Source organism: Roseovarius indicus, from assembly GCF_008728195.1.
In the GTDB taxonomy this organism is placed as follows: domain Bacteria; phylum Pseudomonadota; class Alphaproteobacteria; order Rhodobacterales; family Rhodobacteraceae; genus Roseovarius; species Roseovarius indicus.
Window position 1 is genome coordinate 2,351,424 of the sequence record NZ_CP031598.1, and the last position, 24,129, is coordinate 2,375,552.

At 65.5% G+C, this 24,129-nt stretch carries 25 protein-coding genes; 18 read left to right on the forward strand and 7 right to left on the reverse strand.

The window, feature by feature from the left end:
• Positions 1-77: 77 nt before the first annotated feature.
• On the forward strand, positions 78-1,034 hold the full coding sequence (gene dusA / locus RIdsm_RS10905; protein WP_057819538.1) for a tRNA dihydrouridine(20/20a) synthase DusA: 957 nt from the start codon (positions 78-80) through the stop codon (positions 1,032-1,034).
• A 7-nt stretch (positions 1,035-1,041) separates the two neighbouring features.
• Here dusA and RIdsm_RS10910 read toward each other — a convergent pair whose 3' ends face one another.
• Positions 1,042-2,217 (reverse strand): multidrug effflux MFS transporter, encoded by a 1,176-nt coding sequence (locus RIdsm_RS10910; RefSeq protein WP_057819434.1) that lies wholly within the window; start codon positions 2,215-2,217, stop codon positions 1,042-1,044.
• A gap of 166 nt (positions 2,218-2,383) precedes the next feature.
• Between RIdsm_RS10910 and RIdsm_RS10915 the strand changes: the two genes are divergently transcribed.
• A complete protein-coding gene (locus tag RIdsm_RS10915; protein WP_057819432.1) occupies positions 2,384-3,208 on the forward strand; it encodes a sulfite exporter TauE/SafE family protein in 825 nt (274 codons plus the stop codon).
• A complete protein-coding gene (locus RIdsm_RS10920) occupies positions 3,202-3,987 on the forward strand; it encodes a hypothetical protein (RefSeq protein WP_057819430.1) in 786 nt (261 codons plus the stop codon). The genes RIdsm_RS10915 and RIdsm_RS10920 overlap by 7 nt, the downstream gene beginning before the upstream one ends.
• A 176-nt stretch (positions 3,988-4,163) precedes the next feature.
• Here the strand turns inward: RIdsm_RS10920 and RIdsm_RS10925 are convergent, their stop codons facing one another.
• From RIdsm_RS10925 to ccmI, 3 genes are read right to left on the reverse strand one after another with little or no spacing between them, the layout of a single operon-like run.
• Positions 4,164-4,403, reverse strand: coding sequence for a DUF1289 domain-containing protein (locus tag RIdsm_RS10925; protein WP_057819428.1), 240 nt, complete (start codon positions 4,401-4,403; stop codon positions 4,164-4,166).
• Positions 4,400-4,876: a Holliday junction resolvase RuvX gene (gene ruvX, locus RIdsm_RS10930; protein WP_057819426.1), complete on the reverse strand. Its 477-nt coding sequence runs from the start codon at positions 4,874-4,876 to the stop codon at positions 4,400-4,402. Before ruvX ends, RIdsm_RS10925 begins: the two co-directional genes overlap by 4 nt.
• Positions 4,873-6,099, reverse strand: a complete 1,227-nt coding sequence (gene ccmI / locus RIdsm_RS10935; RefSeq protein WP_057819425.1) for a c-type cytochrome biogenesis protein CcmI — start codon at positions 6,097-6,099, stop codon at positions 4,873-4,875. Before ccmI ends, ruvX begins: the two co-directional genes overlap by 4 nt.
• A 241-nt stretch (positions 6,100-6,340) precedes the next feature.
• Here ccmI and RIdsm_RS10940 point away from each other — a divergent pair, with 241 nt between their 5' ends.
• The 8 genes from RIdsm_RS10940 to RIdsm_RS10975 all read left to right on the forward strand — a co-directional run bounded on the left by RIdsm_RS10940 (position 6,341) and on the right by RIdsm_RS10975 (position 13,843).
• The gene (locus RIdsm_RS10940; protein ID WP_057819423.1) at positions 6,341-7,585 is read left to right on the forward strand and encodes a sarcosine oxidase subunit beta family protein; all 1,245 of its coding nucleotides are present in this window, start codon (positions 6,341-6,343) and stop codon (positions 7,583-7,585) included.
• Complete coding sequence (locus RIdsm_RS10945) at positions 7,585-8,310, forward strand: hypothetical protein (protein WP_057819421.1); 726 nt, start codon at positions 7,585-7,587, stop codon at positions 8,308-8,310. Before RIdsm_RS10940 ends, RIdsm_RS10945 begins: the two co-directional genes overlap by 1 nt.
• 292 nt (positions 8,311-8,602) lie before the next feature.
• Positions 8,603-8,875, forward strand: coding sequence for a hypothetical protein (locus tag RIdsm_RS10950; protein ID WP_057819418.1), 273 nt, complete (start codon positions 8,603-8,605; stop codon positions 8,873-8,875).
• A gap of 192 nt (positions 8,876-9,067) precedes the next feature.
• Positions 9,068-9,391 (forward strand): hypothetical protein, encoded by a 324-nt coding sequence (locus RIdsm_RS10955; RefSeq protein WP_057819416.1) that lies wholly within the window; start codon positions 9,068-9,070, stop codon positions 9,389-9,391.
• Between the two features lie 213 nt (positions 9,392-9,604).
• Positions 9,605-9,832 carry a hypothetical protein gene (locus RIdsm_RS10960; protein ID WP_138179216.1) on the forward strand — a complete coding sequence of 76 codons (228 nt, stop codon included), beginning with the start codon at positions 9,605-9,607 and terminating at the stop codon, positions 9,830-9,832.
• A 108-nt stretch (positions 9,833-9,940) separates the two neighbouring features.
• On the forward strand, positions 9,941-10,270 hold the full coding sequence (locus tag RIdsm_RS10965; RefSeq protein ID WP_057819536.1) for a sarcosine oxidase subunit delta: 330 nt from the start codon (positions 9,941-9,943) through the stop codon (positions 10,268-10,270).
• Positions 10,267-13,281: a sarcosine oxidase subunit alpha family protein gene (locus RIdsm_RS10970; protein WP_057819413.1), complete on the forward strand. Its 3,015-nt coding sequence runs from the start codon at positions 10,267-10,269 to the stop codon at positions 13,279-13,281. Before RIdsm_RS10965 ends, RIdsm_RS10970 begins: the two co-directional genes overlap by 4 nt.
• Positions 13,274-13,843, forward strand: coding sequence for a sarcosine oxidase subunit gamma (locus RIdsm_RS10975; protein ID WP_057819411.1), 570 nt, complete (start codon positions 13,274-13,276; stop codon positions 13,841-13,843). The genes RIdsm_RS10970 and RIdsm_RS10975 overlap by 8 nt, the downstream gene beginning before the upstream one ends.
• A gap of 88 nt (positions 13,844-13,931) precedes the next feature.
• Here RIdsm_RS10975 and RIdsm_RS10980 read toward each other — a convergent pair whose 3' ends face one another.
• Together RIdsm_RS10980 and RIdsm_RS10985 are read right to left on the reverse strand one after the other, a co-directional pair.
• On the reverse strand, positions 13,932-15,524 hold the full coding sequence (locus tag RIdsm_RS10980) for an AMP-binding protein (protein ID WP_057819408.1): 1,593 nt from the start codon (positions 15,522-15,524) through the stop codon (positions 13,932-13,934).
• A 4-nt stretch (positions 15,525-15,528) separates the two neighbouring features.
• Positions 15,529-16,335, reverse strand: coding sequence for an enoyl-CoA hydratase/isomerase family protein (locus RIdsm_RS10985; RefSeq protein ID WP_057819405.1), 807 nt, complete (start codon positions 16,333-16,335; stop codon positions 15,529-15,531).
• Positions 16,336-16,643: 308 nt separating this feature from the next.
• On the opposite strand from RIdsm_RS10985, the gene RIdsm_RS10990 reads away from it, so the two are divergent.
• The 5 genes from RIdsm_RS10990 (at position 16,644) to rarD (ending at position 19,620) form a co-directional block, all read left to right on the forward strand.
• Entirely contained in the window at positions 16,644-17,243 is a 600-nt protein-coding gene (locus RIdsm_RS10990; protein WP_057819402.1) for a superoxide dismutase, read from the forward strand.
• Positions 17,244-17,475: 232 nt separating this feature from the next.
• Positions 17,476-17,874, forward strand: coding sequence for a hypothetical protein (locus tag RIdsm_RS10995; protein ID WP_057819400.1), 399 nt, complete (start codon positions 17,476-17,478; stop codon positions 17,872-17,874).
• 86 nt (positions 17,875-17,960) lie between these two features.
• The gene (locus tag RIdsm_RS11000) at positions 17,961-18,182 is read left to right on the forward strand and encodes a hypothetical protein (protein WP_057819398.1); all 222 of its coding nucleotides are present in this window, start codon (positions 17,961-17,963) and stop codon (positions 18,180-18,182) included.
• A gap of 1 nt (position 18,183) precedes the next feature.
• Entirely contained in the window at positions 18,184-18,642 is a 459-nt protein-coding gene (locus RIdsm_RS11005; protein WP_057819397.1) for a baeRF12 domain-containing protein, read from the forward strand.
• Between the two features lie 81 nt (positions 18,643-18,723).
• A complete protein-coding gene (gene rarD / locus RIdsm_RS11010) occupies positions 18,724-19,620 on the forward strand; it encodes an EamA family transporter RarD (protein ID WP_057819395.1) in 897 nt (298 codons plus the stop codon).
• Here the strand turns inward: rarD and RIdsm_RS11015 are convergent.
• Positions 19,581-20,132, reverse strand: coding sequence for an LOG family protein (locus tag RIdsm_RS11015; RefSeq protein WP_057819393.1), 552 nt, complete (start codon positions 20,130-20,132; stop codon positions 19,581-19,583). The two genes, rarD and RIdsm_RS11015, sit on opposite strands and share 40 nt — an antisense overlap.
• Positions 20,133-20,233: 101 nt before the next feature.
• On the opposite strand from RIdsm_RS11015, the gene RIdsm_RS30375 reads away from it, so the two are divergent.
• On the forward strand, positions 20,234-22,165 hold the full coding sequence (locus RIdsm_RS30375) for a LysM peptidoglycan-binding domain-containing protein (RefSeq protein ID WP_057819391.1): 1,932 nt from the start codon (positions 20,234-20,236) through the stop codon (positions 22,163-22,165).
• Positions 22,166-22,301: 136 nt separating this feature from the next.
• Positions 22,302-24,125, forward strand: coding sequence for an ABCB family ABC transporter ATP-binding protein/permease (locus tag RIdsm_RS11025; protein WP_057819389.1), 1,824 nt, complete (start codon positions 22,302-22,304; stop codon positions 24,123-24,125).
• Positions 24,126-24,129: the final 4 nt, after the last annotated feature.

The window sequence follows — 24,129 nt, forward strand, 5'->3', positions numbered from 1 at the left end:
CTCAATCCGAGTGGTTGGATTTGAACGAGAAACTGACACAAGACCTGCGCCGCGCCTCGCGCCTCTCCGTCGCCCCCATGATGGACTGGACCGACCGGCATTGCCGCTACCTGCACCGGCTGCTGTCGTCGCGCGCGCTGCTTTACACCGAGATGGTCACCGCCCCCGCGCTGGTGCGGGGCGGCGCGGTGCATCTGCTCGACTTCTCGCCCGAGGAACATCCCGTCGCCCTGCAACTCGGCGGCTCCGACCCGGCCGAACTGGCCGAGGCCGCGCGCATGGGCGCCGAGGCCGGCTATGACGAGATCAACCTCAATGTCGGCTGCCCCTCGGACCGCGTGCAATCCGGCACCTTCGGCGCCGTGCTGATGAAAGAGCCGGCGCTGGTCGCCGAATGCTGCGCTGCCATGATTGCCGCCACCGATGTCGAGGTCACCGTCAAATGCCGCATCGGTGTCGATGATCAGGACCCGGAACAGGTGCTCCCCGAATTCCTCGCCCGCGTCGCGGCCGCCGGTGTCGAACGCTTCACCATCCACGCCCGCAAGGCCTGGCTGCAAGGCCTGTCGCCGAAGGAAAACCGCGACGTCCCGCCGCTCGATTACGATCTCGTCCAGCGCATGAAGGGCCTCTTCCCGGCGCTGCACCTCTCCGTCAACGGCGGTATCTCAACGCTCGCCGAGGCGAAGGCTTTTCTCGATGCGGGGATGGATGGCGTCATGCTCGGCCGCGCCGCCTATCACAATCCGGCCGATATCCTCGGCCCCGCCGACCGGATCATCTTTGGCGAAGACGCCCCCGACCGCACGGCCGAAGACGCCGTTCGCGCCATGCAACCCTATATCGAGACCCACCTCGCCCGGGGCGGCAAGCTTCACCAGATCACCCGCCACATGCTGGGCCTCTTCACCGGCCGCCCCGGCGCCCGCGCCTGGCGCCGCGTCCTGTCGGAAGGGGCCACGCGCCCCGGCGCCGATTACGACCTCGTGGAAGAGGCGCTCGCCCAGGTCACCGGCGAGCCCGTGGCGGGGTAGGGGGCGCTCAGGCGTATTGCTCCCGCGGCAGCATCAAGACGGTCAGCACCGTCGCGATCACCCCGCAGAGCGCAATCGCCGCCAGCATCGGAAGCGCCGTGCCGTCAAAGAACGGCCCCGCCGCAACGATCATCAGCCCGCCCGCCAGCATCTGCAGCGTGCCGCCCATCGACGAGGCCAGCCCGGCAATGTCCCCGTGGTCATCCAGCGCCAGCACCATCGACGTTGGGATCACCACACCCAGACAGGCATTGGCACAGAAGAGCCCCGCCACCACCAGCGGCAGCGTCGTCCCCACGGTCAGTGCCACGCCCACCAGCGCCAGCGTGAACAAGGTGAACCCGGTCACGCCCCGCCGAATGAGCCGCCGCATCCCCATCTTCGCCCCCAGCCACGAGGCGAGCTGAGACGCGGTGAAGAACCCGATCGCGTTCAGGGCAAACGCCACCGAAAACCCGGTCGGCGACAGGCCGAACTGCTCGACATAGACGAACGGCGCCGAGGCCAGGAAGACGAAGAAACTCGCCATCCCGAACCCGCCGATCAGCGTCACCCCCATGAAGCCCGGATCGAACAGCAGCACCCGCCCGCCCCGCAACATCGAGCGCACCGAGATCCTCACGCGGACCTCCTTCGGCAGGGTCTCGGGCTGTGCCAGCAATGTCAGCACCGCCGACAGCACGCCCAGACCCGCCAACACGAAGAACACCGCGCGCCAGCCGGAAAGCGCCATGATCCCGCTGCCCGCCAGCGGCGCCAGCATCGGCGATATCGCGATCACCAGCATGATCATCGCCATCAGCTTCGTCGCCTCGACCCCGGTATACTGGTCGCGGATGATCGCCCGCGGCACCACCATCAGCGCAGCGCCGCCAAGGCCCTGCACGGCCCGCCACGCCACCAGGGCCTCGGCCGATCCGGCCATCGCCGAGCCAAATGCGCCCACGATGAAGATCCCCAGCCCCAGGAAGATCGGCAGCCGCCGCCCGGCCTGATCGGCCAGCGGTCCATAGACCAACTGCGCCACGCCGAAGGCGATGAAATAGCCCGTCAGCGTCATCTGCACGGCCGTCTCGGATGTGCCGAACTCCTCGGCGATCCGCGGCATCGCGGGCAGATACATATCAATCGCCGCCGGCCCGACCAGCGCCAGCAGGCCGAGCACCAACCCGGTACGTAACATGGGATGTCCTTTCAGATTGCGGCCCGTAATCCGGCCGCCTGTCGCGCGCCGAAACCCTAGGAGCCGGTGTCGCAAAAGGCAATGCCGGGTTTTCGGCTTGCCGTGAGCGCCGAATTCCGCTCAACATGGCGCCCGCGACCCGGCGCCGCAAACAAGGAAATGCCCCATGCCCGATACCATGCTGCTTCTTCAGATGCTGGTGCTTCTGCTGGTGATCGGTGGCGTCGCGGGCGTGCTCGCCGGGCTTCTGGGGGTCGGCGGCGGCATCGTGCTCGTGCCGGCTTTCTTCTATGCGTTCCAGACGCTTGGCTATGACGGCCCGCAGCTCATGCAGATCTGCCTCGCCACGTCGCTGGCCACGATCATCGTGACCTCGGTGCGCTCGGTGATGAGCCACAACAAGAAAGGCGCGGTCGACTGGCATATCCTCAAGACATGGATGCCCGGCATCGTCGTGGGCGCCATCGTCGGGGTGATGGTGGCGGCCTCCCTGCGCTCCACGGTTCTGCAGGGGGTCTTCGGCGTGCTCGGCATCGTCATCGGCCTCTATCTCGGGCTCGGCCGCTCGGAATGGCGCCTCGGGCCGACCATGCCCCGCGGTGTCACCCGCGGGCTGCTCTCGCCGATCCTGGGCTTCCTGTCGGTGCTGATGGGCATCGGCGGCGGCAGCTTCGGCGTTCCGCTGATGAGCCTTTACGGCGTACCCATTCACCGCGCCGTGGCCACGGCGGCGGGCTTCGGCGTGACAATCGCAGTCCCCTCGGTCATCGGCTTCCTGTTCCTCACCATCGCCCCGGAAAACCGCCCGCCGCTCACCTTCGGCGCGGTCAACCTCGTGGCCTTCGTGGTGGTCATCGCGATGACCCTCATCACGGCCCCCTGGGGCGTGAAGCTGGCCCACGCCATGGACCCCAAGCCGCTCAAGCGGGTCTTTGCCGTGTTCCTCACCCTCGTGGCGCTCAACATGCTGCGCAAGGCGCTCGGATGGTAGACCAGCTCCTCGACAAGGGCTGGATCAAGTTCCCCGCCGAGCCGGCGGTACGCGACTGGGCCGCCGCCGCCTGCCAGGTGGCACGCGACCGGGTGCAGGACCCGGCCCTGCAGGCCCGCTGGCTCACCTGCGAAGGCACATGGTTCGTGGGCGTCGACGCGCTGCCCAACGATACCTCGGGCGATACGGGCGCCGGCCCGCTTGCCGGAAAGGCGTATGCCGCCGCGAAAGCCCTCTACGGCATCCTGCCGCTGCACCCCGCGCAGGTCTCGGTGGTCTATCCCGGTTATCCCCGCCCGCGCGAAGGCGAAACCGAGGCCAACTTCCGCTACCGCCTCAACCGCGACGCGGCCCATGTCGACGGCTTCCACGCCACCGGTCCCGAGCGCCGCCGCATGCTCAAGGAACGCCATGCCTATATTCTCGGGCTGCCCCTGACCGAATGCAGCGCAGGTGCCGCGCCCCTGACCGTGTGGGAAGGCAGCCATCACCTGATGCGCACAGCCTTCGCCGAGGCGCTGAAAGACATCCCCGAGGCCAAATGGGCTGAAACCGACCTCACCGAAACCTACAAGGCCACCCGCCGCGAGGCCTTCGAGACCTGCCGCCGCATCACCCTGCCGGCCAGACCGGGCGAGGCCTATATCGTCCACCGCCTCGCCCTGCACGGGGTTGCGCCGTGGCAGGAAGGCGCCACTGCCCCGCCCGACGGCCGCATGATCGCCTATTTCCGCCCCGACCTGCCCGAGGGCAACCGCGACTGGCTCGAGCTGCCTTGAGGGGAGAGGGGGCGCTGCCCCCGTCGCCGCACGCGGCGACTCCCCCGGGATATTTTACCCAAGAAGAAGCACGCACCCCATGTTTCACCGTTCCCGAAATACTCCGGGGGAGGCGTTGAAAGCCGCAAGGATTTCAACGTCGGGGGCAGCGCCCCCTGCATCGGTTCAGGATTGTCTCAGCCGCGTGCCAGCCGGGCCGCGCGCCCGCCACGCCGCTTGCGCAGCATCGGGGCCCGGTCGGGCAGGGCGGCCATGATGTCGCGCCGCTCTTCGGGGGTCATCTTCGACCAACGCGCGATCTCGTCGACCGTGCGGAAACACCCCGTGCAGATCCGCGCCTCGGGATGCACGACGCACACGCGCACACAGGGGCTCTCGATTTCCTTGCGCGTCCAGATGGGAGCGTTGTCGTTCAATTGCCTGCCCTCATGTGCCTCAGCCGGTCCAGTGCTCCCTGCAGGATATATGAGGCGGCGACCGCGTCGATAACCTCTTTCCGACGCTTTCGTGTCAAATCGGCCTCGATCAGTGCCCTTTCTGCCGCAACGGTCGACAGGCGCTCGTCCCAGAAGCCGATGGGCAGATCGGTGAGTCGCTCGAGGTTGCGGGCGAAAGCGCGGGTCGATTGACAGCGCGGCCCCTCCGAGCCGTCCATGTTGCGCGGCAGCCCGAGGATGACCCCGCAGGCCTCGCGCGTGCCGGCGATCTCCAGAAGGCGCGCCGCATCCAGCCCGAATTTCTTCCGCTTGATCGTCTCGACCGCGTTGGCCGAGGACAGGATCCCATCCGAGGCCGCCACCCCGATCGTCTTCTCACCCAAGTCCAATCCCAAAAGCGGCCGCATCGGCGGCAGGGCGGCGGCGAACTCCTCGAACGTCTCGAAGATCATTCCAGCACCCCCGCCTCTTGCGCGGCCGCGCGCAGCATCTCCATCTCGGCCTCGCGCCCCTCGAAGACCTGCTGCGCCTCTTCCCAGATCGCGCGGGCCTGATCCGTCTGGCCCAGCACGCCATAGGCGCCGATCAGCCGCGCCCATTCCTGTGCCGTGCCGCCTTCATTGGCCAGCCGCTCCGACAGGCGCGACACCATCCCGCGGATCATGTCGGCGCGATCCTCGTCGCTCAACTCGCCCGCGGCCTCGACATCTTCGGCGCTGGGGCCGGGGGCGTCCTCCATCTCCGGCAACTGGTACTCGACGCCCGCGCGCCAGGCCACTTCCTCGATCCGGCTGCGGATGAGAGGCACCCACGGCGCGCCGGGCTGGCTTTCCTCGAGCAGCGTCCGCCACGTGCGAAAGGCCGCGTCGGGCCGATCGACCTGCATGTAATAGAGCCCGAGATAATACCGCGCCCGAGGCTCCCGCGGCTCGCGCTCGAGCGCCGCGCGGATGGCCGCCTCCGCCTCCTGCGAGATGTACCCCCCGGCGGCCGAAACCATCAGGTCGGCCAGCAACGCGTAATCCGGCGCGGTCGCCTGGTCGCCCTTCACGTCGATCAACTGCTGCTGTGCCTGGTAGGCCGCCGCCAGGTTGCCAAGTGCCGCCTCGTTGCGCACCAGCAGTGCCAGGCCCCGCTGGTCTTCCGGCCGCTTCTCGACCGTCTCTCGCAGCTTCTCCATCAGGACGAGGAAATCTTCCGACACATCCGGCGGCAGTTCCGCCTCGGGCATCTGCGCCTCGACCTCCGCCTGCGTCTGCCGGTTGGCGCGGGCGGCATCCGACGCGGCGATCCGGCCCTTGAGCGGCACATCCGTATAGCCCGGCGCACCCATCTCCGAATAAAGCAGTACCGCACCGCCACCGATCCCGGCAACGGCCAGCCCGGTCATCGCCCAGCCGGCCCATGTCGGCTGCCCGCCAGCCTGCCCCCCCTCGCGCAGCTTGGCATCGGCCGCCAGGATGCGCCGCGACACCTCGGCCCGCAGCCGCTCTGCGTCTTCCTCGTTGATCACACCCCGTGCCAGGTCGCGGTCGACCTCCTTCAGCTGGTCGCGATAGACCCGCAGGTCATAAGCCGCCGGCGGCTCGGCCCCGGCACGCCCCCGCAGAACCGCAACCCCCAGGATCGCGGCGCAAAACAGGGCAAGGGCAGTGATGATGATCCAGAAGAACATGGGGCCTCCCTAACTTGTCCCCATGTAGCGGGGCCGGGGCCCGAGAAAAAGAGGCAAGCGGACGCAGATGGTCGCAGGGGGCGGCGCCGCGCCCCTGACGCGGTCACCTCCCGCATCCGTGACCGGCCCATGTCGCGAATCGCATATCTTATGCCGCGCCGGATATCCTGCCGAAGCCCGAGATATCGCATTACCACCTGCATGCAGACCGGCTGCGAATCCATCTGATCTGAGAGCGCGCATGAAACGTTATTCCGCCTTCGCCATCGCCAAAGAAGCCCTGAGCTATCACATGGGGTGGGAGCGGGCCTGGCAATCGCCCGAGCCGCGCAAGCGGTACGACGCCATCATCATCGGTGCCGGCGGGCATGGCCTCGCCACCGCCTATTACCTCGGCAAGAACCACGGCATCAAGAATGTCGCCATCCTCGAAAAAGGCTGGCTCGGCGGCGGCAACACCGGCCGCAACACCACCATCATCCGCTCGAACTACCTGCAGGATTCCTCGGCCGCCATGTACGAGAAGTCCCGCAGCCTCTACGAGACCCTCAGCCAGGACCTGAACTACAACGTCATGTTCAGCCCCCGCGGCGTCATCATGCTCGCCCAGACCGAGCACGAGGTGCGGGGCTACAAGCGCACGGCCCAGGCCAACGCGCTGCAGGGCGTGCAGACCGAATTCATCACCCCCCACCGGGTGCAGCAGCTCGTGCCGATCATCAACCTCGAAGGGCCCCGCTACCCCGTTCTCGGCGGACTGTGGCAGGCGCGCGGCGGCACCGCCCGGCACGACGCCGTGGCCTGGGGCTTTGCCCGGGCCTGTTCGGCCATGGGCATGGATGTCATCCAGAAATGCGAAGTCACCGGCATCCGCTCGGAAGGCGGCAAGGTCAAAGGCGTCAGCACCAACCGCGGCGACATCGACTGCGACAAGCTCGGCATCGTGGTCGCCGGCCATTCGGGCCACCTGGCCGACATGGCGGGCTTCCGTCTGCCGATCGAGTCGGTGGCGCTTCAGGCGCTCGTCTCCGAGCCCATCAAACCCTGCATGGACGTGGTCGTCATGGCCAACACCGTGCACGGCTACATGAGCCAGTCGGACAAGGGCGAGATGGTCATCGGCGGTGGCGCCGACAATTACAACAACTACACCCAGCGCGGCAGCTTCCACCATATCGAGGAAACCGTCCGCGCGCTCTGCGAAACTTTTCCGATGATCCAGCGGCTCAAGATGCTGCGGCAATGGGGCGGCATCGTCGACATGACCGGCGACCGCTCGCCCATCCTGTCGAAAACGCCCCTGGAAAACTGCTTCATCAACTGCGGGTGGGGCACCGGCGGCTTCAAGGCAACCCCGGGCTCGGGCTGGGGCTTTGCCGAGCTGATGGCGACGGGCTATTCGCCGCTGACCGACGAGTTCTCGCTCGACCGGTTCAAGGAAGGCCGCTTCATCGACGAATCCGTTGCCGCAGGGGTCGCGCACTGATGCAAGGTACGCTTTCCAGCATTGGTTTAGCGGAAGTTTGGGTGCCGCTGTTTGCGGCGCTCTTAGGTGGGTTCCTTTCACTTCTCGGAACCTACTGGGCGCTCATGAGGTCACATGCATTGGAACTTCAGCGCGCCGAAAAACTGGAACTTAAGAAGGCTGCACAAAGAGCGTATGAAGCATTTCATAAGCTGCACAACGCATACGAGACGGCGGCAAACCTTCAACGGCAGATTACCGAAATGTTTGATACCGCAGCAGCCGACGGCGGTGCGGACATGGAACCGTGGGCAAAGGTGAAAGAACTAATTGGGTCGAACTTTCAAGAGGGGGTCATAGAGCCGTCGGAAACCTCATTTTTGATCTCAGCAAGAGAATCTGAACTTTTGAATGACGTTCACCTTAGTCAAAAGAGAATTTGGAATATCTCTGCGTCTGCGCAAAAGTACAATGAGCTTCGTTCTCAATTGGTCACTCTCCTTGAGAAGCACCACATAACGGCAGAAGTAATAGATGGGCACACTATCAGCGCCGAAATCTCCGGTCAGGAAGGCGTGATCGCAAACGTTTGGGAGAACCGCCTGCAGAACCTTCTTGGGCAAATTATTGAGTACTTGGATACGGACACACCGGAAGCGTGGGAAACTCTAGGACGCTTCAAAGAAGCTGCGGAGAAGTACTTTGGGGAAGATTTTCCCGAGTTCCGGCTGGAGAAAGCTAGATGATTATGGAATGTAAGTCTCTGCCATTGGTTCGACTATTTGGCATAGCCTTCGGTGAATTCCCTCCAATTGATCGGGGGTCAGGCAAATTTGCACAGAGAGCGGAAACAAGTTCATCTACTGTGCGCCGAAGAGGTCCTCTTCGCTATCCAGAACTAAATCTGGCGGGAACCGGCCCATGCCAGACCCCCGAAATGGCACCAATTGGCCCGTCAGAGGCGGGGATTCCTGCCGATACTCCCCAGGCATACGGGGCTCTCCTATCTCTATCTCACCAAGGAGAGGAGATCGTCCCATGCCTACTGAACTCGACTACGACCCGAACATCCAGCGCTACCAGCGCATGCCACGGTACCAGCTCGAAGACGACCGCGGCAGCGGCTGGCAACTCTGGGCTCTCGTCGTCCTCATCGCGGGCGGCGCGCTGTTCCTCACCGTCCTCACCGGCTTCGGCCCGGAAGACCAGAACGCAACCGGTGCAGAACCGGCCGTCTCGGCCCCGGCCGACGGGGAAGACGGTGCAGCCGCAACCGTTCCGCAATCCGTCATGGAATCCGACGGCCAGTAACCCACGCGACCTGTCAGGTCTTTCCGGCGGGCGCCCCGATGCGCCCGCCTTTATCGTGCGCGCAAGGGCAGGGGGGCTTCCTCCCCGCCCGGCGGAAACCGGCGCGTTTCCGCAAGGCGCAAGGCTCGATCGGAACCATCCGCAACATGGACTCGTTGGAATGGGCATATCCCGTCCGAAAGGAGTCCACACATGTCACATCAGACCGATCAGAACCCGAACCACGACCACACCTATATCGAACGCACCGAGAAACGCGGCGGCGGCGGCACCGGCATGGCGCTGCTCGTCGGCGGCCTCGTCGTCGCGGTGGGCGTACTCTTCTGGGTCGTCACCGGCGGCTTTGACTTCGGCACCGCAACCGGCGGCAGCGACGTCAACGTCAATGTCGAAGGCAGCGAAGGCGCCGTCAACGACGCGGCCGGCGCTGTCGAAGACGCAGCCGGCGCCGTCGAAAACGCCGCTGAAGACACCGCTGGCGCTGCCGAAGAAGCTGCGGACGACGCCGCAAACTGATCGCGCCCCGGCGCGCATCGCAGCATCGAAGCCGCGTCCTTCCGGGCGCGGCTTCACCCTGCGCGATACCCGTTTCCTGACAGCGGAAACCGGCCTACCGGACCCCGCCGGATACGCGGGCCTTCGCACGAATCCCGTGGGGATTTCCGCTCATTCTTCCGCCGCTTTCGAGGTCGGGGCATGGTCCCGGCTACCGAAACAGGAGGAATGCAGATGTCCTACGAATGGCAAAGATCGAGCAACATGCCCGACTTCACCCGCAGCGGCAATGACGTCGCCACGGGAGGCGGCCGCCTCACCGTTCTCGTCGTCGTCCTCGCGGCGCTCGGCGCGCTCGTGCTGGTCAGCTCGTTCAGCTATGCGCCCGTCTCGACGGGCGAAGAAACAAGCGCACCCGCTGCCGCCGATGGCGCAACCGGCACCGGCGCAACAACCGACTGACGACCTGACGACCGATTTCCCGGGCGGGTGCCGTATGGCGCCCGCCCTTTTCGTGCTCAACGCACGGCCCTTCCCCCACAACCCAAACTCAGAATGGTGGAGACGCGCATGCTGATCCTTGAATGCCCCTATTGCGGCGTCAAAGGCGAGGAGACCGAGTTCGCCGGCGGCGGCGAAGCGCACCTGAAGCGCTTCGGTCCGGGCTCGTCGGATGACGAGTTCCACGGCTACCTCTTCTCGAAAGTGAACCCCAAGGGCGTTCACTTCGAACGCTGGCGTCATGCCCATGGCTGCGGCAAGTGGTTCCACGCCGCCCGCGACACCATCACCCTCGAGGTCTACGGCACCTATCCCGCCCAGACCACCGAGCCGCCGAAAGACATCAAGGACAAGATCTCGGCCAAACGGCCGGGCTGGAGCTGGAGAGAGTTCGCATGAGCACGCGCCTTGCCACGGGCGGGCGGCTTCTGGACAAGAGCCAAACGCTGAAATTCACCTTCAACGGCAAGCACCTGCGCGGGGTCGCGGGCGACACGCTCGCCTCGGCGCTGCTGGCCAATGACCAGATGCTGGTTGGGCGGTCGTTCAAGTACCACCGCCCTCGCGGCATCGTCGCCTCCGGCGTTGAAGAGCCCAACGCGCTCTTCAACATGGGCAAGGGCGCCAGCTTCGAGCCCAACCAGCGCGCCACCACGACCGAGCTCTTCGACGGCCTCACCGTCGAAAGCCAGAACCACTGGCCGAGCCTCGAATTCGACGTGGGCGAGATCAACTCCAAGCTCTTCTCGCGCTTCCTGCCGGCGGGCTTCTACTACAAGATGTTCATGCATCCGCGCCCGCTCTGGAAACATGTCTACGAGCCCTTCATCCGCCAGTCGGCAGGTCTCGGCAAGGCGCCCCAACGCGGTGACGACGACACCTACGAGCATTTCTACGCCTTCGTCGACGTCGCCGTGATCGGCGGCGGCGTGGCGGGCCTTCAGGCGGCGAAAGCGGCGGCCGAAACCGGTGCCCGCGTCCTGCTCATGGAACAGACCGCCCATTGGGGCGGCCGCTCTCCCGTGGATGGCGGCGAGGTCGATGGCCAGCCTGTGGATAAGTTCGTGGATGAAACCCTCGCCGCGCTCGAGGGTATGGAAAACGTGACCCTGCGCACCCGCATGATGGGGGCAGGGGTCTACGACCACGGCTACGTGCTGGGCTACGAACGCGTCACCGACCACCAGCCCGACGCCAAGGGCCCCCGCCACCGCCTCTGGCGGATCCGCGCAGGTCAGGTCATCACCGCGACCGGCGCCCTCGAACGCCCGCTCAGCTTCGCCGGCAACGACATCCCCGGTGTCATGCTGGCCTCGGCCGTGCGCGACTACGCGGTCGATTACGGCATCTCGATCGGCGACCGCACGGTCGTCGTCACCTACAACGACGATGCCTACCGCACCGCGATCACCCTTAAAAACCTCGGTCTCGAGGTGCCCGTCATCCTCGACGCCCGCGCCGAAGGCGGCAGCGCGCTGGCCGAAAAGGCCCGCAAGCTCGGCATCCGTGTCGAGAACGGCAAGGCCATCGCCAAGGTCAAGGGCGGCAAGCGCGTCGAAGGCGTGGCCATCTGCGCTCAAGCCGGTGAAGGCGCCGTGCTGGAAGAGATCAAGTGCGACGCCGTCGCCATGTCTGGCGGCTGGTCGCCGGTCGTCCACCTCTGGTCCCATTGCGGCGGCAAACTGCTCTGGGATGACGCCCAGGCCTTCTTCCGCCCGGATGTGGATAAAGCCCCGACAGGTGACGCTGGGGAACCCTTCGTCATCGCCGCCGGCTCGGCCAATGGCGAGCTTTCGCTCGCCGGCGTCCTCACCGATGCCGACGCCGCGGGCAAGGCCGCGGCTAGGGCCGTCGGCCACACACCGAAAGAGACCGACGCGCCCAAGGCCGCCACAATCGGCGAAGCCCCGATCAAGCAGGTCTGGCTCATGCCGCAGGGCGCCAAGATCCAGCTGCGCATGAAATCCTGGCTCGACTACCAGAACGACGTGAAGGTCAGCGACATCCAGCTCGCCGCCCGCGAGGGCTTTGAATCCGTCGAACACGCCAAGCGCTACACCACGCTCGGCATGGCCACCGACCAGGGCAAGCTCAGCAACATCAACGGCCTCGCGATCCTGTCCGACGCGCTCGGGCAACCGATCCCGCAGACCGGCACCACCACCTTCCGCCCGCCCTATACGCCGATCTCCATGTCGGCCATCGCGGGCGAGGCGAAAGGCCCGCTGTTCCAGCCCCTGCGCAAGACGCCGATGTACGAATGGCACGCCGAGAACGACGCCGACTTCGAACCCGTCGGCCAATGGCGCCGCGCCTACAGCTACCCCAAATCCGGCGAAAGCCGGCATGGCGCGGTCAACCGCGAGATCAAACAGGTCCGCGAAAGCCTCGGCCTGCTCGACGCCTCGACGCTGGGCAAGCTGATCGTCAAGGGGCCGGACGCGGGCAAGTTCCTCGACATGCTCTACACCAACATGATGAGCACGCTGAAACCGGGCCGCTGCCGCTATGGCCTGATGTGCAACGAGAACGGCTTCCTGATGGATGACGGCGTCGTCGCCCGGCTCGATGACGACACGTTCCTCTGCCACACCACCACCGGCGGGGCCGAGTCGATCCATGGCCACATGGAAGAATGGCTCCAGACCGAATGGTGGGACTGGAAAGTCTACGTCGCCAACGTGACCGAGCAATACGCCCAGATCGGCATCGCCGGGCCTAACTCCCGCAAGGTGCTGGAAAAGCTCACCGATGACGACGTCAGCGCCGAGGCTCTGACCTTCATGGGCTGGAAGGACATAACCGTCGCGGGCGTCCCGGTGCGCTGCTACCGCATCTCGTTCGCGGGCGAACTCTCGTTCGAGCTTGCGATCCCGGCCTCCCACGGCCGCGCCATCTGGGACAAGCTGATGGACGCCGGCGCCGAGTTCGGCGTGATGCCCTACGGCACCGAGGCGATGCACGTCATGCGCGCCGAGAAGGGCTTCATCATGATCGGCGACGAGACCGACGGCACCGTGATCCCGCAGGATCTCGGCCTCGACTGGGCGATCTCGAAGAAGAAAGAGGACTACCTCGGCAAACGCGCCCAGGAACGCAAGCACATGGCCGACCCCAAGCGCTGGAAACTCGTCGGGCTCGAAACGACCGATGGCGAAGTCCTGCCCGACGGGGCCTATGCCACCGCCGAAGGCACCAACGCCAACGGCCAGCGCAAGACCCAAGGGCGCGTGACCTCGACCTACCACTCGCCCACACTTGGCCGCGGCATCGCCATGGGCCTCGTGCTCGACGGGCCCGACCGCATGGGCGAGGTGATCGAGTTCCCGAAACTCGACGGCACCGTGATGAAGGCGAAAATCGTCGATCCCATCTTCTACGACAAGGACGGGGAGAAGCAGAATGTCTGATGCAGTCAGCGCGCTGAAAGGCGCATCCTTTGATGGCACTGTCACCGTCCGCGACGCAGGGCTTCAGGGCATGATCACCCTGCGCGGCGATCTCGGCTCGGCCAAGATGACCAAGGCGGTGAAAGACGCGACCGGCGCCGCCAAGCCCGGCCAGCGTGAAATCACCGCGAAAGGCGACAGCGGCGCGGCATGGATGTCGCCCGACGAACTGCTGGTGATGGTGCCCTACGACACCGTCGCCGACGCCCTCGCCAAGATCGAGACGGCGCTCAAGGGCGAGCACTTCCTCGCCGTCAACGTCTCCGACGCCCGCGCCATGTTCGAGATCAAGGGGGCAGGGGCGCGCGAGATCATCGCCAAGCTCTGTCCGGTCGACATGGCCCCCGGTGCGTTCGAGCCGGGCTCGATCCGGCGCACCCGCATGGCCCAGGTCGCCGCGGCCGTCTGGATGACCGACGCCGAAACCATCCGCGTGGTCTGCTTCCGGTCGGTCGCGGAATACGTCTTCGGCCTGCTCTGCGACGCGGCCGAACCGGGTGGCGAGGTGGGCTACTTCGCCTGAGGCGTCGCACGGCCGGCAATGTCGCGCAGTGGGTATTTGAGACCAGAAAGAAGCCGGGGGCGGGCGCGATCGGCGGCCGCCCTTTCCCTTAGCGGCGTGAGCTGGCGTTCCGGTCCCAAGTGTTTTCCGTAATCCCTTGCTCACGCAGGGGAAATTTCTGGATCTTCCCGGTCTGAGTCTTGGGCAGCGCCTCGGCTTGTTCAAGGTAACGCGGCACCATGAAGGACGGCAGCCGCTCCTTGAGGAACGCAGCCAGTTCATCCGGCGCCCATGCCGTGCCGGGCTTCAGCACCACGACCGCCATGACCTCCTGCTCGGTATCGTCTGAGTCCACCGGGATCACCGCGCATTCCAGCACCGAGGGATGCGCCGTCACCTGCTGCTCCACTTCCATCGACGAGATATTCTCCCCCCGCCGCCGGATCGCATCCTTCACCCGGTCGACAAAGGCGAAGTTCCCCGCCTCGTCGCGCACCAGCATGTCGCCGGTATGAAGCCACTGGTTCCGCCACGCCTTCGCCGTCCAGTCCGGATGGTTCCAGTACCCCGCCGAGGTGATCCAGGGCCGCTTCGCCCGCACCAGCGCCTCGCCCGGCGTGCCGTGGGGCACCTCCTCGTCATCCTCGTCGACAAGGATCACCTCGAAACGGTCCTCCTGCACCCGGCCACAGGTCTTGTTGTCATGCAGATCGAAGCCGGAGCGGGTCGGGCAGTTCATCTCGGTCCCGCCCCAGGTGGTCGACACCAGACAGCCAAACCGATCCTTGAACGCCTCCACATCGGCAATGAGCGGCACCATCAGCATCCGCTCCAGCGGCGTGTCGGCATCCTCTTCCCGTTCCGGCTGGCGATAGAGAAAACTCGCCATCGCCCCCAGCAGGAAGCTCACTGTCGCTCCGTGGCGGCGGATATCGTCCCAATAGCTGTCGGTGTGAAACCCGCCCTGCACGATGGCGGTGCACCCGGCGATACAACTGGCATAGACCACCGCGAATTTCCCGGCGATGTGAAATAGCGGGATCGGCGCGAAATAGACATCGCTCTCGCGCAGCTCCAGCATCTCGGTCACGCCATAGGCATACTCGTAGACATGCGCATGGGTCATCATCGCGCCCTTCGACGGGCCGGTCGTCCCGGACGTATACATCACCGCCTGAACGTCATTGTAGCGCGGGCCCGCGCCGCTCCATTCGGTGTCGGCGTAAAGATCCTGCAAAGACACGATATCGAACCGCTCCCGCACCTCCGCAGGCACCTCGCCCTCGCCGGTCACCACCAGCCGCTGCAAATGCTCCAGCTTCCCCGCAATCGGCACCAGCCGGTCGAGGAACTGCGTATGGATCACCATCTCACGCGCCAGCGCGTCGTTGATCATGTAGGCCAGGATTTCGCCGAGATAGTGATTGTTGAGCGGCACCTCGATGATCCCGATCCGCGCCAGCGCGCACCACAGATCGACCACCTCGATCCCGTCGGGAAGCATGCTGAGCATCGTTTCGCCCGGCGCGGTGCCAAGCCCCGATATCCCCTTTGCCAACCGCCCCGACCGCGCGCCGATCTCGGCATAGGTATAGCTTTTCTCGGGCGTCACGATCCACGGCTTGTCCGGCCGGTCCGCGATCCGCCGCGCCAGCACGCTGGCCAGGTCACGCTCGCGCAGCGGGTCGTCCGGCGCCGCCATCGCCCTACCGGCCCTTGAACTTGGGCGGGCGCTTCTCGGCAAAGGCGCTGATCGCCTCGCCGTAATCCTCGGTATAGATCAGGTTGGTGATCGTCTGCTTTTCCAGCTCCAGCGCGGATTCGAAATCGGAATCGAGCCCGCGTTGCAGCATCCGCTTATGCGCCACGGTCGCCAGCGGCGCCCGCGACATGATCCGCCGCGCCAGCTCTTCGGCCGCCGCTTCCTCGTCGCCATCCTTCACCAGCTTGTTGACCAGCCCGATCCGGTACCCCTCTGCCGCGTCGATGAATTCCCCCGTCAGCACCAGCTCCCGCGCCCGGTTCAGCCCCACGATCAGCGGCAGAAGCTGCGAGGCGCCCCCGGTGATGGTCATCCCCGCATTCGACTCCGGAAACCCGAAAATGGCACTTTCCGCCGCGACCACGAGGTCACTGTCGATCGCCACCTCGAACCCGGCCCCCACCGCATGGCCACGCACGCAGGAAATCACCACCTTGCGCGCCTTGCGGATGATCCGCGGAATTTCCTGCAGGTTCTCGGTGATGTCCTCGACGATATCGAGAATGGGGTGGATCTCGCCGCTCTTGATCTGCGGATATTCCTCCATCGCGACCTTCAAGTCGTCGCCCGCACTGAACGCCTTGCCGACGCTGCCGATGATGATTGCCTTCACCTCCGGGTCGTCCGCGGCCTCCTGCAGAACCTCGACCAACCGGCGCACCTCGGGCGGATCGAACGCGTTCAGAACCTCCGGCCGGTTGAACCTGATCCAGCCAATCCCGTCTTTGACCTCGTAAAGAAGATGCGCCATGAAATGTCTCCCTGCCGGTGCTGCCCCGGCCGCATGTCCTGAATATTTCCTGTGATGAAAAAAGCCTAACGAGCGTTCAGCGCATGTCAAGAAACCGCCGCCACCCGGCACCTGTCGCAGGGCTTCAACCGCCGCAATGACAGGAAAAACCTCAATTTCTAAGGGTCGCCAGGGCAGGGCATCTCGGCGGATACTCTCCCGCCACACCGCGGCCGGGCCGGTTTTCGCAAGTTACGCCTTGACGTTCCCACCCCCCCGGACACATGTAATGCCACAGGTTTAACGCAATAACGAACAAGGGGTCCGATATGGCTTTTGAACTTCCCGATCTTCCGTATGCGCACGACGCGCTGGCTGACAGCGGCATGTCGAAAGAGACGCTGGAATATCACCACGACATCCACCACAAGGCCTATGTCGACAACGGCAACAAGGCGATTTCCGGTACCGAGTGGGAAGGCAAATCCGCCGAAGAGATCATCAAGGGCACCTATGATCCGAACGCCGTCGCGCAGTCGGGCATCTTCAACAACGCCTCGCAATACTGGAACCACAACCAGTTCTGGGAAATGATGGCGCCGGGCGGCACCGGCATGCCGGGCGAGCTCGAGAACGCGCTGAAAGAGTCGTTCGGCTCGGTCGACAAGTTCAAGGAAGAGTTCTCCGCCGCGGGCGCAGGCCAGTTCGGCTCGGGCTGGGCATGGCTGGTGAAAGACACCGATGGCAGCCTGAAGGTCACCAAGACCGAGAACGGCGTCAACCCGCTCTGCTTCAACCAGACCGCGCTTCTGGGCTGCGACGTGTGGGAGCATTCCTACTACATCGACTTCCGCAACAAGCGCCCGGCCTACCTGCAGAACTTCCTGGATAACCTGGTGAACTGGGAAAACGTCGCGGGCCGCATGTAAGCCGCACGATCAAGACTTTTCGGAAAGGCCCTGCCTCACGGCGGGGCCTTTTTGCGTCCGGGGTGGTGATGGCTTGCGGCCATCCGCATATGCGCGGCGCAACCGTTGTCGCAATTGCGGGGTGAAAATCGCCCGAAATCCCGCTATCAAGGCCCCAGCAAGGGCGTTCCTTCATCGCCAGAGCGGAAAGAGGCCTGAATGTCTCCGATCGTCGCGGCCGAAAGGGCAGGGCATGCAAATCTTCTCGGTCCTCAGGGGGTGCGTCGCCGCGTATATCGTCGGCGTGTTGTTCAACTGGGCGGGATATCTGATCGACATCCGGCACAGGCCCCGCCCTGCAGGGGATATCTGGACCGATCTCGTCTTCATGGCAGTCATGGGCGGCGGTCTGGCCCTGATCGCGACCATTCTGGTGCTCGCCCTCTGGTTCGTGCTGGCCCGGCGCGGCGCAACTGTCAGCTATCGCGATGCCCTGACCACGGGGGCGGCCGGCACGGTCCTCGTGTTCTGGTCGGTCGGCAATCTGCTCCCCTGGCTCCTCGTGGGCGTCCTTCTGGGCGCGGCGTTCGGGGCCGCCTTCTGGCTCACCGCCTTCGGTCGCCGACGCGAGGTCACCCTGTCCCTGACCTGACGACATCTTGCCCCGACGTCGTTTCCGGAACCGGCGCTTGCCCCACGCGTTTCATTCCTGAAGACCAAGGAAAAGGAGGCGCCAAGATGGCCGAGCGCAAGAGATCCAAAGACGGCAGCCGCGACAGCGAAGAGTATATCGACGAAACCACGGGCGAGCCGGGCGACGAAGGCCGCGCCGGTGGAACCCTTGCCCGCAAGATCGGCACCCGTGACGAAGAAAAACGCAACACCGAACGCCCCGCCGGCCGCACCCGCGTCACCGGCGCAGACGAGCGTGACCACGGATCGGACAGAGGAGACGAATGACATGGCAACACTGACCCACGGCACCTGGGTGCTGATCGCCGATGGCGAAAAGGCCCTTTTCCTGCGCAACGATCTCGACGAGATCAACCCCGACCTCAACGTCGTGCGCATCGAGGAACAGGAAAACCCGGCCGATTCCGACCAGGGCACCGACAAGCCCGGCCGCATGCAGGACACCGGCGTTCAACAGATGTCCTCCATGCAGGAAACCGACTGGCACCAGCTGGCCAAGGACAGGTTTGCCGACGAACTGGCCGAGATGCTCTACAAATACGCCCACAAGAACACCTTCGAGCGGATCGTCCTGATCGCTCCGCCGCGTGTCCTGGGCGAGCTGCGCGACAAGATGCACAAGGAAGTCAGCTCGCGCGTCGTGGCCGACATGCCCAAGGACCTGACCAACCACCCGCTCGACAAGGTCGAGAAACTGCTCAAGTCCGAGCTCGACCCCACAGCCTGACGCCGGCCCGTCACTACCGGCTTGTCTTCCGCGCCGTCCTGCGTCAGCAAGGCGGCGCGCGACAGTTCAGGTGGGGTGACGATGACAGAAGGTGGCAAGGGGATCGCGGCAATCGTGGCCGCCTGCACCATCTGGGGGCTGTCGGCGCTGTACTACAAGTTGCTCGACCACGTACCGCCGCTCGAGGTCCTGGCGCATCGCACGATCTGGTCCTTCGTCTTCTTCGCTGGTGTCCTGATCGCGCAGCGGCGTCTCACGGTTCTCCGGCAGGCCCTGTCGAACTGGAAGGACGTGGCCATCGTCGCCTTCGCGGCCCTGATGATCTCGTGCAACTGGTTCGTGTTCATCTCCTCCATCCAGACCGGCCACGCCATCGAGGCGTCGATGGGCTATTACACATTCCCGCTCGCCTCGGTCCTGATGGGCGCGATCTTCTTCCGCGAAAGACTGGGCCCGGCCCAGGCCGCTGCCGTCGCGCTGGCGGCCATCGCTGTTGTCGTGCTCGCGGCAGGTCTGGGCGTCGCCCCCTGGATTCCGATCATCGTGGCCGCCACCTTCGCCCTTTACGGCGTTGCCAAGAAATGGCTCACCGTCGGGCCCGTCGTCTCCGTCACCGCCGAGGTCATGCTGCTCTCGCCCATCGCGGCAGTCCTGCTCTGGCAGGCCCATCACGCGGGCACGGGCCATTACGGCACCGACATTCCGACATCGCTGCTCCTGATGTTCTCCGGCTTGCTGACCGGCACGCCGCTAATCCTCTTCAGCTACGCCGCCCGCCGCCTGACAATGGCCACCGTGGGGCTGCTGCAATACATCAACCCCAGCCTGCAATTCCTTTGCGCCACGCTCATCTTTCGCGAAGTCTTCAGCATCTGGCACGCCATCGCCTTCGGCCTGATCTGGACGGCGCTGGCGATCTACACCACCGCCCTCTGGCGTCAGGACAGGGTCGCCCGCAGGGTGCCGCCCAGCGTTTGAACGTCCTCGCAGACCGTCACGAATCCACGAAGCGACTCGTCGGCGAACCCTTCGGCGATCACGTGATCGATCAATCCGGCCAGCGGCGTCCAGTACCCGGCGGTATTGAGCAGGATCACCGGCTTGTCATGCAGGCCAAGCTGCCGCCATGTCAGCACCTCGAAGAACTCGTCCAGCGACCCCGCGCCGCCCGGCAGCACCACGATCGCATCGCAATTCATGAACATGACCTTCTTGCGCTCGTGCATCGTCTCGGTCACCACGAAGCGGGTCAGGTCGGTCTTGCCGACCTCCCACCGCACAAGATGCTCGGGGATCACGCCAAAGGTCTCGGCCCCCTCGGCCTGCGCCGCCCGCGCCACCGCGCCCATCAGCCCGACATCGCCCGCGCCATAGACCAGCCGCCAGCCTTCCCGCGCGATCAACTGCCCAAGCGCCGTCGCCTCGGCCTCGTATTCGGGGCGCCGCCCCGCACGTGAGCCGCAAAAGACACAGACCGACCGGACCGCCATAAAATCACCACAATTTGCAAAAGGGTTGTTTTGACCCTAGATAGCCGTGTTGCTAAGGTCCGGCAACCGTGCTGCATGCGGCCCCGGGCGGAAGGATTTGGATGACTAAACAGGCTGGACTGGCGGGCGGGCAATCCGTCGTCGTCGCGGGGGTGGCCGCCGCGGCTGTCGTGGGGGGCGGCCTCTACATGGCCGGCGTGTTCACGCCGTCGCCCGAACGCCCCGAAACCCCGCCGACCGCCATGGTCCAGTCCGAAGACCAGACGGCGCCCGAAACCGACTCCGACCCCGCCACCACCGACACCGGCGAAACCACCCGGACCGACACCGACGCTCCGACCGAGCTTGCCACGGCCACGTCCGATGACCAGCCTACCGCCGAGACCGACCCCGCCCCGCAACCCGACGCCGCCGCCGAGGCCCCCGACGCGCAGGACGACCCCGAGCCTCCGACGATCAGCATGTTCCGCCTCACCCCCGACGGCCAGATGCTCGTCGCCGGCAAGGGCAAGCCGGGCTGGGATGTCTCCATTCTCGTCGATGACGAGGTCCTCGCGACCTTCACCCCCGACGGCAACGGCGATTTCGTCGAGTTCCTCGAAATGGAAAGCAGTGTCGATCCGCGCATCCTGACACTGACCATGCAGTCGCCCGACACGGGCGAGGATATCGTCTCGCTCGACGAGATCATCATCGCCCCCACCCCCCCCGTTGCCATCGCCGAGGCGGACACCGCGACCCAGGATGCCTCGAACGCCACCCCCGACACCGAGGCCGGCGAGACCGCATCGGGCACCACGACCGAGAATGCCGGCGCCGGGGAAACGACAGCCGGCGAAACCACGTCGGAAGACACCGAAGTCGCAGATACGGCGGCCGACACTGCCGGCACCGAAGGCACGGCGTCGGACACGGGCACAACCGTCGAAATCGCCTCGATCGAGACCTCCGACAGCGAGACACCCGAAGCAGGGCAGGGAACCGACACAGCCGCGTCGGCCCCTGACAGCGCCGCATCGACCGGTGATCAGACCGGCGAACCCGGCAGTGCCGAGACCGAACCAGCCGCCGCCGATACCGCCGCGACGACCGGCACCGCCACGGCAGACAGCACCACTACCGCCGCCGACCCGGTCGAAACCGCCTCTCTCGACGTCGCCGCCACCGACCCGGCGGAACCCGAGCCCGCCCAGACCGCCTCCCTCGGCCTCGACGGGTCCGACCCGAACGACACCGAGCCCGAGAAGGACACCCCCGGCGAACCCGACATCACCGCCGAGGCCGACCCGCCCGCCGAGGCCGACACCACCGACCCCGAAGACGTGGTCGCCGCCACCGATACAGGCGATCTGCCGGAACAGGACGCCACCGCAGACGACCCGTCAGACCCCGCGGAACTCGCCAGCGCCGAGATCGGCACCGACGCTCCCGAACCGGCCCAACCCGCCGCCACCGACACCGAACCGGCCGCCGACCCTGCCACCCAGACCGGCACCTCGCAGGCCATCCTGCGTTCCGACGCCTCGGGCGTCAGCGTCATCCAGCCGCCCAGCTCGGGCGACACCGCGCCCGAGGTCATGTCGACCGTCGCGCTCGACGCCATCACCTACAACGAGGAAGGCGAGGTCGAACTGACCGGCCGCGCCAAGGGCGACGGTTTCGTCCGCGTCTATCTCGACAACGCCCCCATCACCACGTCGCGGATCACCGAAGACGGCAACTGGCGCTCGGAACTTCCCGAGGTCGATACCGGCGTCTACACGCTCCGCATCGACGAGGTCGACGCCGACGGCAACGTCATGTCCCGCGTCGAAACCCCCTTCAAGCGCGAGGATCAGGCCCTCCTCAGCACCCGCGACACGTCTCGCAAGATCCAGGCAATCACTGTCCAGCCGGGCAACACCCTCTGGGCCATCTCGCGCGAGAAATACGGCGAGGGCCTGCTCTACGTCCGCATCTTCGAGGCCAACCGCGACCGCATCCGCGACCCCGACCTTATCTATCCGGGCCAGGTCTTCACCGTCCCGAACTGAACGGTGCCCGCCCATGCGGGCACCCGGCAGGCAAAACCCACCGGAAAACCCTGAACACCCCCCTGTGCGTGCATTCGCACTGGCCTCCCTGCCGTCCGCGGCCTATCTGTGACCGACACCCCGAAGAAGACAGCGAATGCGCCGCAGACGAACCCTGACCACCACCGAGCCGCCCAAGAACGGCTGGAAGACGATCCGCGAGGTCGTGCCCTACCTGTGGCCCGACAAAGAGCGGTGGGTCAAATGGCGCGTGGTGCTGGCGCTCGCGGCACTGGTCTGTGCCAAGCTCGTCGCCGTGGGCACGCCATTCCTCTACAAGGGCGCCGTCGACTCGCTTGCCGGCGAAGGCCAGAGCGCGGCCTGGATGCTCGCCGCCGGCGCGGTCGGCCTGACAATCGCCTACGGAATGGCCCGGCTCATGAACACCGGCTTCCAGCAGCTTCGCGACGTGTTCTTCGCCCGCGTCGCCCAGCGGGCCCTGCGCAAGCTCGCCCTGCGCACCTTCCAGCACATCCACGCCATGTCGCTGCGCTACCACATCACCCGCAAGACCGGCGGCCTCTCCCGCATCATCGAGCGCGGCGTGAAAGGCGTCGAGTTCCTGCTGCGCTTCCTCGTCTTCTCCATCGGCCCGCTGGTCCTCGAGCTGCTGATGATCGGCATCGTCCTCTGGACCCTCTTCGACATCTGGTACCTCGTCGTCGTGGCGGGCGTCATCGCCTTCTACGTGCTCTTCACCTTCAAGGTCACCGAATGGCGGGTGAAGCTGCGCAAGCGCATGAACGACCAGGACACCGACGCCAACCAGAAGGCCATCGACAGCCTTCTGAACTTCGAGACCGTCAAGTATTTCGGCGCCGAGGAACGCGAGGCCGAGCGCTATGACAAGGCGATGGAGGGCTACCAGGAAGCCGCGGTAAAGACCTCCTATTCGCTGGCCTTCCTCAATGTCGGGCAATCCCTGCTGATCACCGGCGGGCTCGTCATCGTCATGGTCATGGCCGCCATGGGCGTGCAATCGGGCTCCATGACCGTGGGCGATTTCGTCATGGTCAATTCCTACATGATCCAGATCACCATGCCGCTCAACTTCCTCGGCACGGTCTACCGCGAAATCCGCCAGGCCCTCGTCGACATGGGCGAGATGTTCGGCCTGCTGGAACAGGATCCCGACGTGCGCGACAAGCCCGACGCAAAGCCGCTCCACGTCTCCGGCGGCGCCGTGACCCTTGACGACATCACCTTCGGCTACGACCCCGAACGCCCGATCCTCAAGGGCGTCAGCCTGAACGTCCCGGCCGGCCAGACCGTCGCCATCGTCGGTCCTTCCGGCTCCGGCAAATCCACCATTGGCCGGCTGCTCTTCCGCTTCTATGACGTGCAGCAAGGCTCGCTGAAGATCGACGGTCAGGACGTGCGCGACATCACCCAGAAAAGCCTGCACGACGCCATCGGCGTCGTCCCCCAGGACACCGTGCTTTTCAACGACACCGTGGGTTACAACATCGGCTACGGCCGCGACGGCGCCACCCAGGACGAGATCGAAGCCGCCGCCAGGGCCGCCCAGATCCACGATTTCATCGCCGGCCTTCCCGACGGCTACGACACCACCGTCGGCGAACGCGGCCTGAAACTCTCCGGCGGCGAGAAGCAGCGCGTCGGCATCGCCCGCACCTTCGTCAAGAACCCGCCCATCCTGCTGCTCGACGAGGCCACCAGCGCCCTCGACACCGAAACCGAGCAGGGCATCCAGGAGGCGCTGAAACGCGCAGGCCAGGGGCGCACCGTCATCACCATCGCCCACCGGCTCTCGACCGTGGCCGATGCCGACAACATCATCGTGCTCGAAGACGGCCAGATCGTGGAAGAGGGCAGCCATTCCGAACTGCTCCTGCGCGACGGCCGCTATGCAGGGCTTTGGCGCCGGCAGGCCAACGAACGCGACATGGCGGCAGAGTAAGCGC

Coding starts and splice junctions, on each gene's coding strand:
- dusA (WP_057819538.1), top strand. CDS start 78: ATGATGGACTGGACCGACCGGCATTGCCGCTACCTGCACCGGCTGCTG.
- RIdsm_RS10910 (WP_057819434.1), bottom strand. CDS start 2,217: ATGTTACGTACCGGGTTGGTGCTCGGCCTGCTGGCGCTGGTCGGGCCG.
- RIdsm_RS10915 (WP_057819432.1), top strand. CDS start 2,384: ATGCCCGATACCATGCTGCTTCTTCAGATGCTGGTGCTTCTGCTGGTG.
- RIdsm_RS10920 (WP_057819430.1), top strand. CDS start 3,202: ATGGTAGACCAGCTCCTCGACAAGGGCTGGATCAAGTTCCCCGCCGAG.
- ruvX (WP_057819426.1), bottom strand. CDS start 4,876: ATGATCTTCGAGACGTTCGAGGAGTTCGCCGCCGCCCTGCCGCCGATG.
- ccmI (WP_057819425.1), bottom strand. CDS start 6,099: ATGTTCTTCTGGATCATCATCACTGCCCTTGCCCTGTTTTGCGCCGCG.
- RIdsm_RS10940 (WP_057819423.1), top strand. CDS start 6,341: ATGAAACGTTATTCCGCCTTCGCCATCGCCAAAGAAGCCCTGAGCTAT.
- RIdsm_RS10945 (WP_057819421.1), top strand. CDS start 7,585: ATGCAAGGTACGCTTTCCAGCATTGGTTTAGCGGAAGTTTGGGTGCCG.
- RIdsm_RS10950 (WP_057819418.1), top strand. CDS start 8,603: ATGCCTACTGAACTCGACTACGACCCGAACATCCAGCGCTACCAGCGC.
- RIdsm_RS10955 (WP_057819416.1), top strand. CDS start 9,068: ATGTCACATCAGACCGATCAGAACCCGAACCACGACCACACCTATATC.
- RIdsm_RS10960 (WP_138179216.1), top strand. CDS start 9,605: ATGTCCTACGAATGGCAAAGATCGAGCAACATGCCCGACTTCACCCGC.
- RIdsm_RS10965 (WP_057819536.1), top strand. CDS start 9,941: ATGCTGATCCTTGAATGCCCCTATTGCGGCGTCAAAGGCGAGGAGACC.
- RIdsm_RS10970 (WP_057819413.1), top strand. CDS start 10,267: ATGAGCACGCGCCTTGCCACGGGCGGGCGGCTTCTGGACAAGAGCCAA.
- RIdsm_RS10975 (WP_057819411.1), top strand. CDS start 13,274: ATGTCTGATGCAGTCAGCGCGCTGAAAGGCGCATCCTTTGATGGCACT.
- RIdsm_RS10980 (WP_057819408.1), bottom strand. CDS start 15,524: ATGGCGGCGCCGGACGACCCGCTGCGCGAGCGTGACCTGGCCAGCGTG.
- RIdsm_RS10985 (WP_057819405.1), bottom strand. CDS start 16,335: ATGGCGCATCTTCTTTACGAGGTCAAAGACGGGATTGGCTGGATCAGG.
- RIdsm_RS10990 (WP_057819402.1), top strand. CDS start 16,644: ATGGCTTTTGAACTTCCCGATCTTCCGTATGCGCACGACGCGCTGGCT.
- RIdsm_RS10995 (WP_057819400.1), top strand. CDS start 17,476: ATGCAAATCTTCTCGGTCCTCAGGGGGTGCGTCGCCGCGTATATCGTC.
- RIdsm_RS11000 (WP_057819398.1), top strand. CDS start 17,961: ATGGCCGAGCGCAAGAGATCCAAAGACGGCAGCCGCGACAGCGAAGAG.
- RIdsm_RS11005 (WP_057819397.1), top strand. CDS start 18,184: ATGGCAACACTGACCCACGGCACCTGGGTGCTGATCGCCGATGGCGAA.
- rarD (WP_057819395.1), top strand. CDS start 18,724: ATGACAGAAGGTGGCAAGGGGATCGCGGCAATCGTGGCCGCCTGCACC.
- RIdsm_RS11015 (WP_057819393.1), bottom strand. CDS start 20,132: ATGGCGGTCCGGTCGGTCTGTGTCTTTTGCGGCTCACGTGCGGGGCGG.
- RIdsm_RS30375 (WP_057819391.1), top strand. CDS start 20,234: ATGACTAAACAGGCTGGACTGGCGGGCGGGCAATCCGTCGTCGTCGCG.
- RIdsm_RS11025 (WP_057819389.1), top strand. CDS start 22,302: ATGCGCCGCAGACGAACCCTGACCACCACCGAGCCGCCCAAGAACGGC.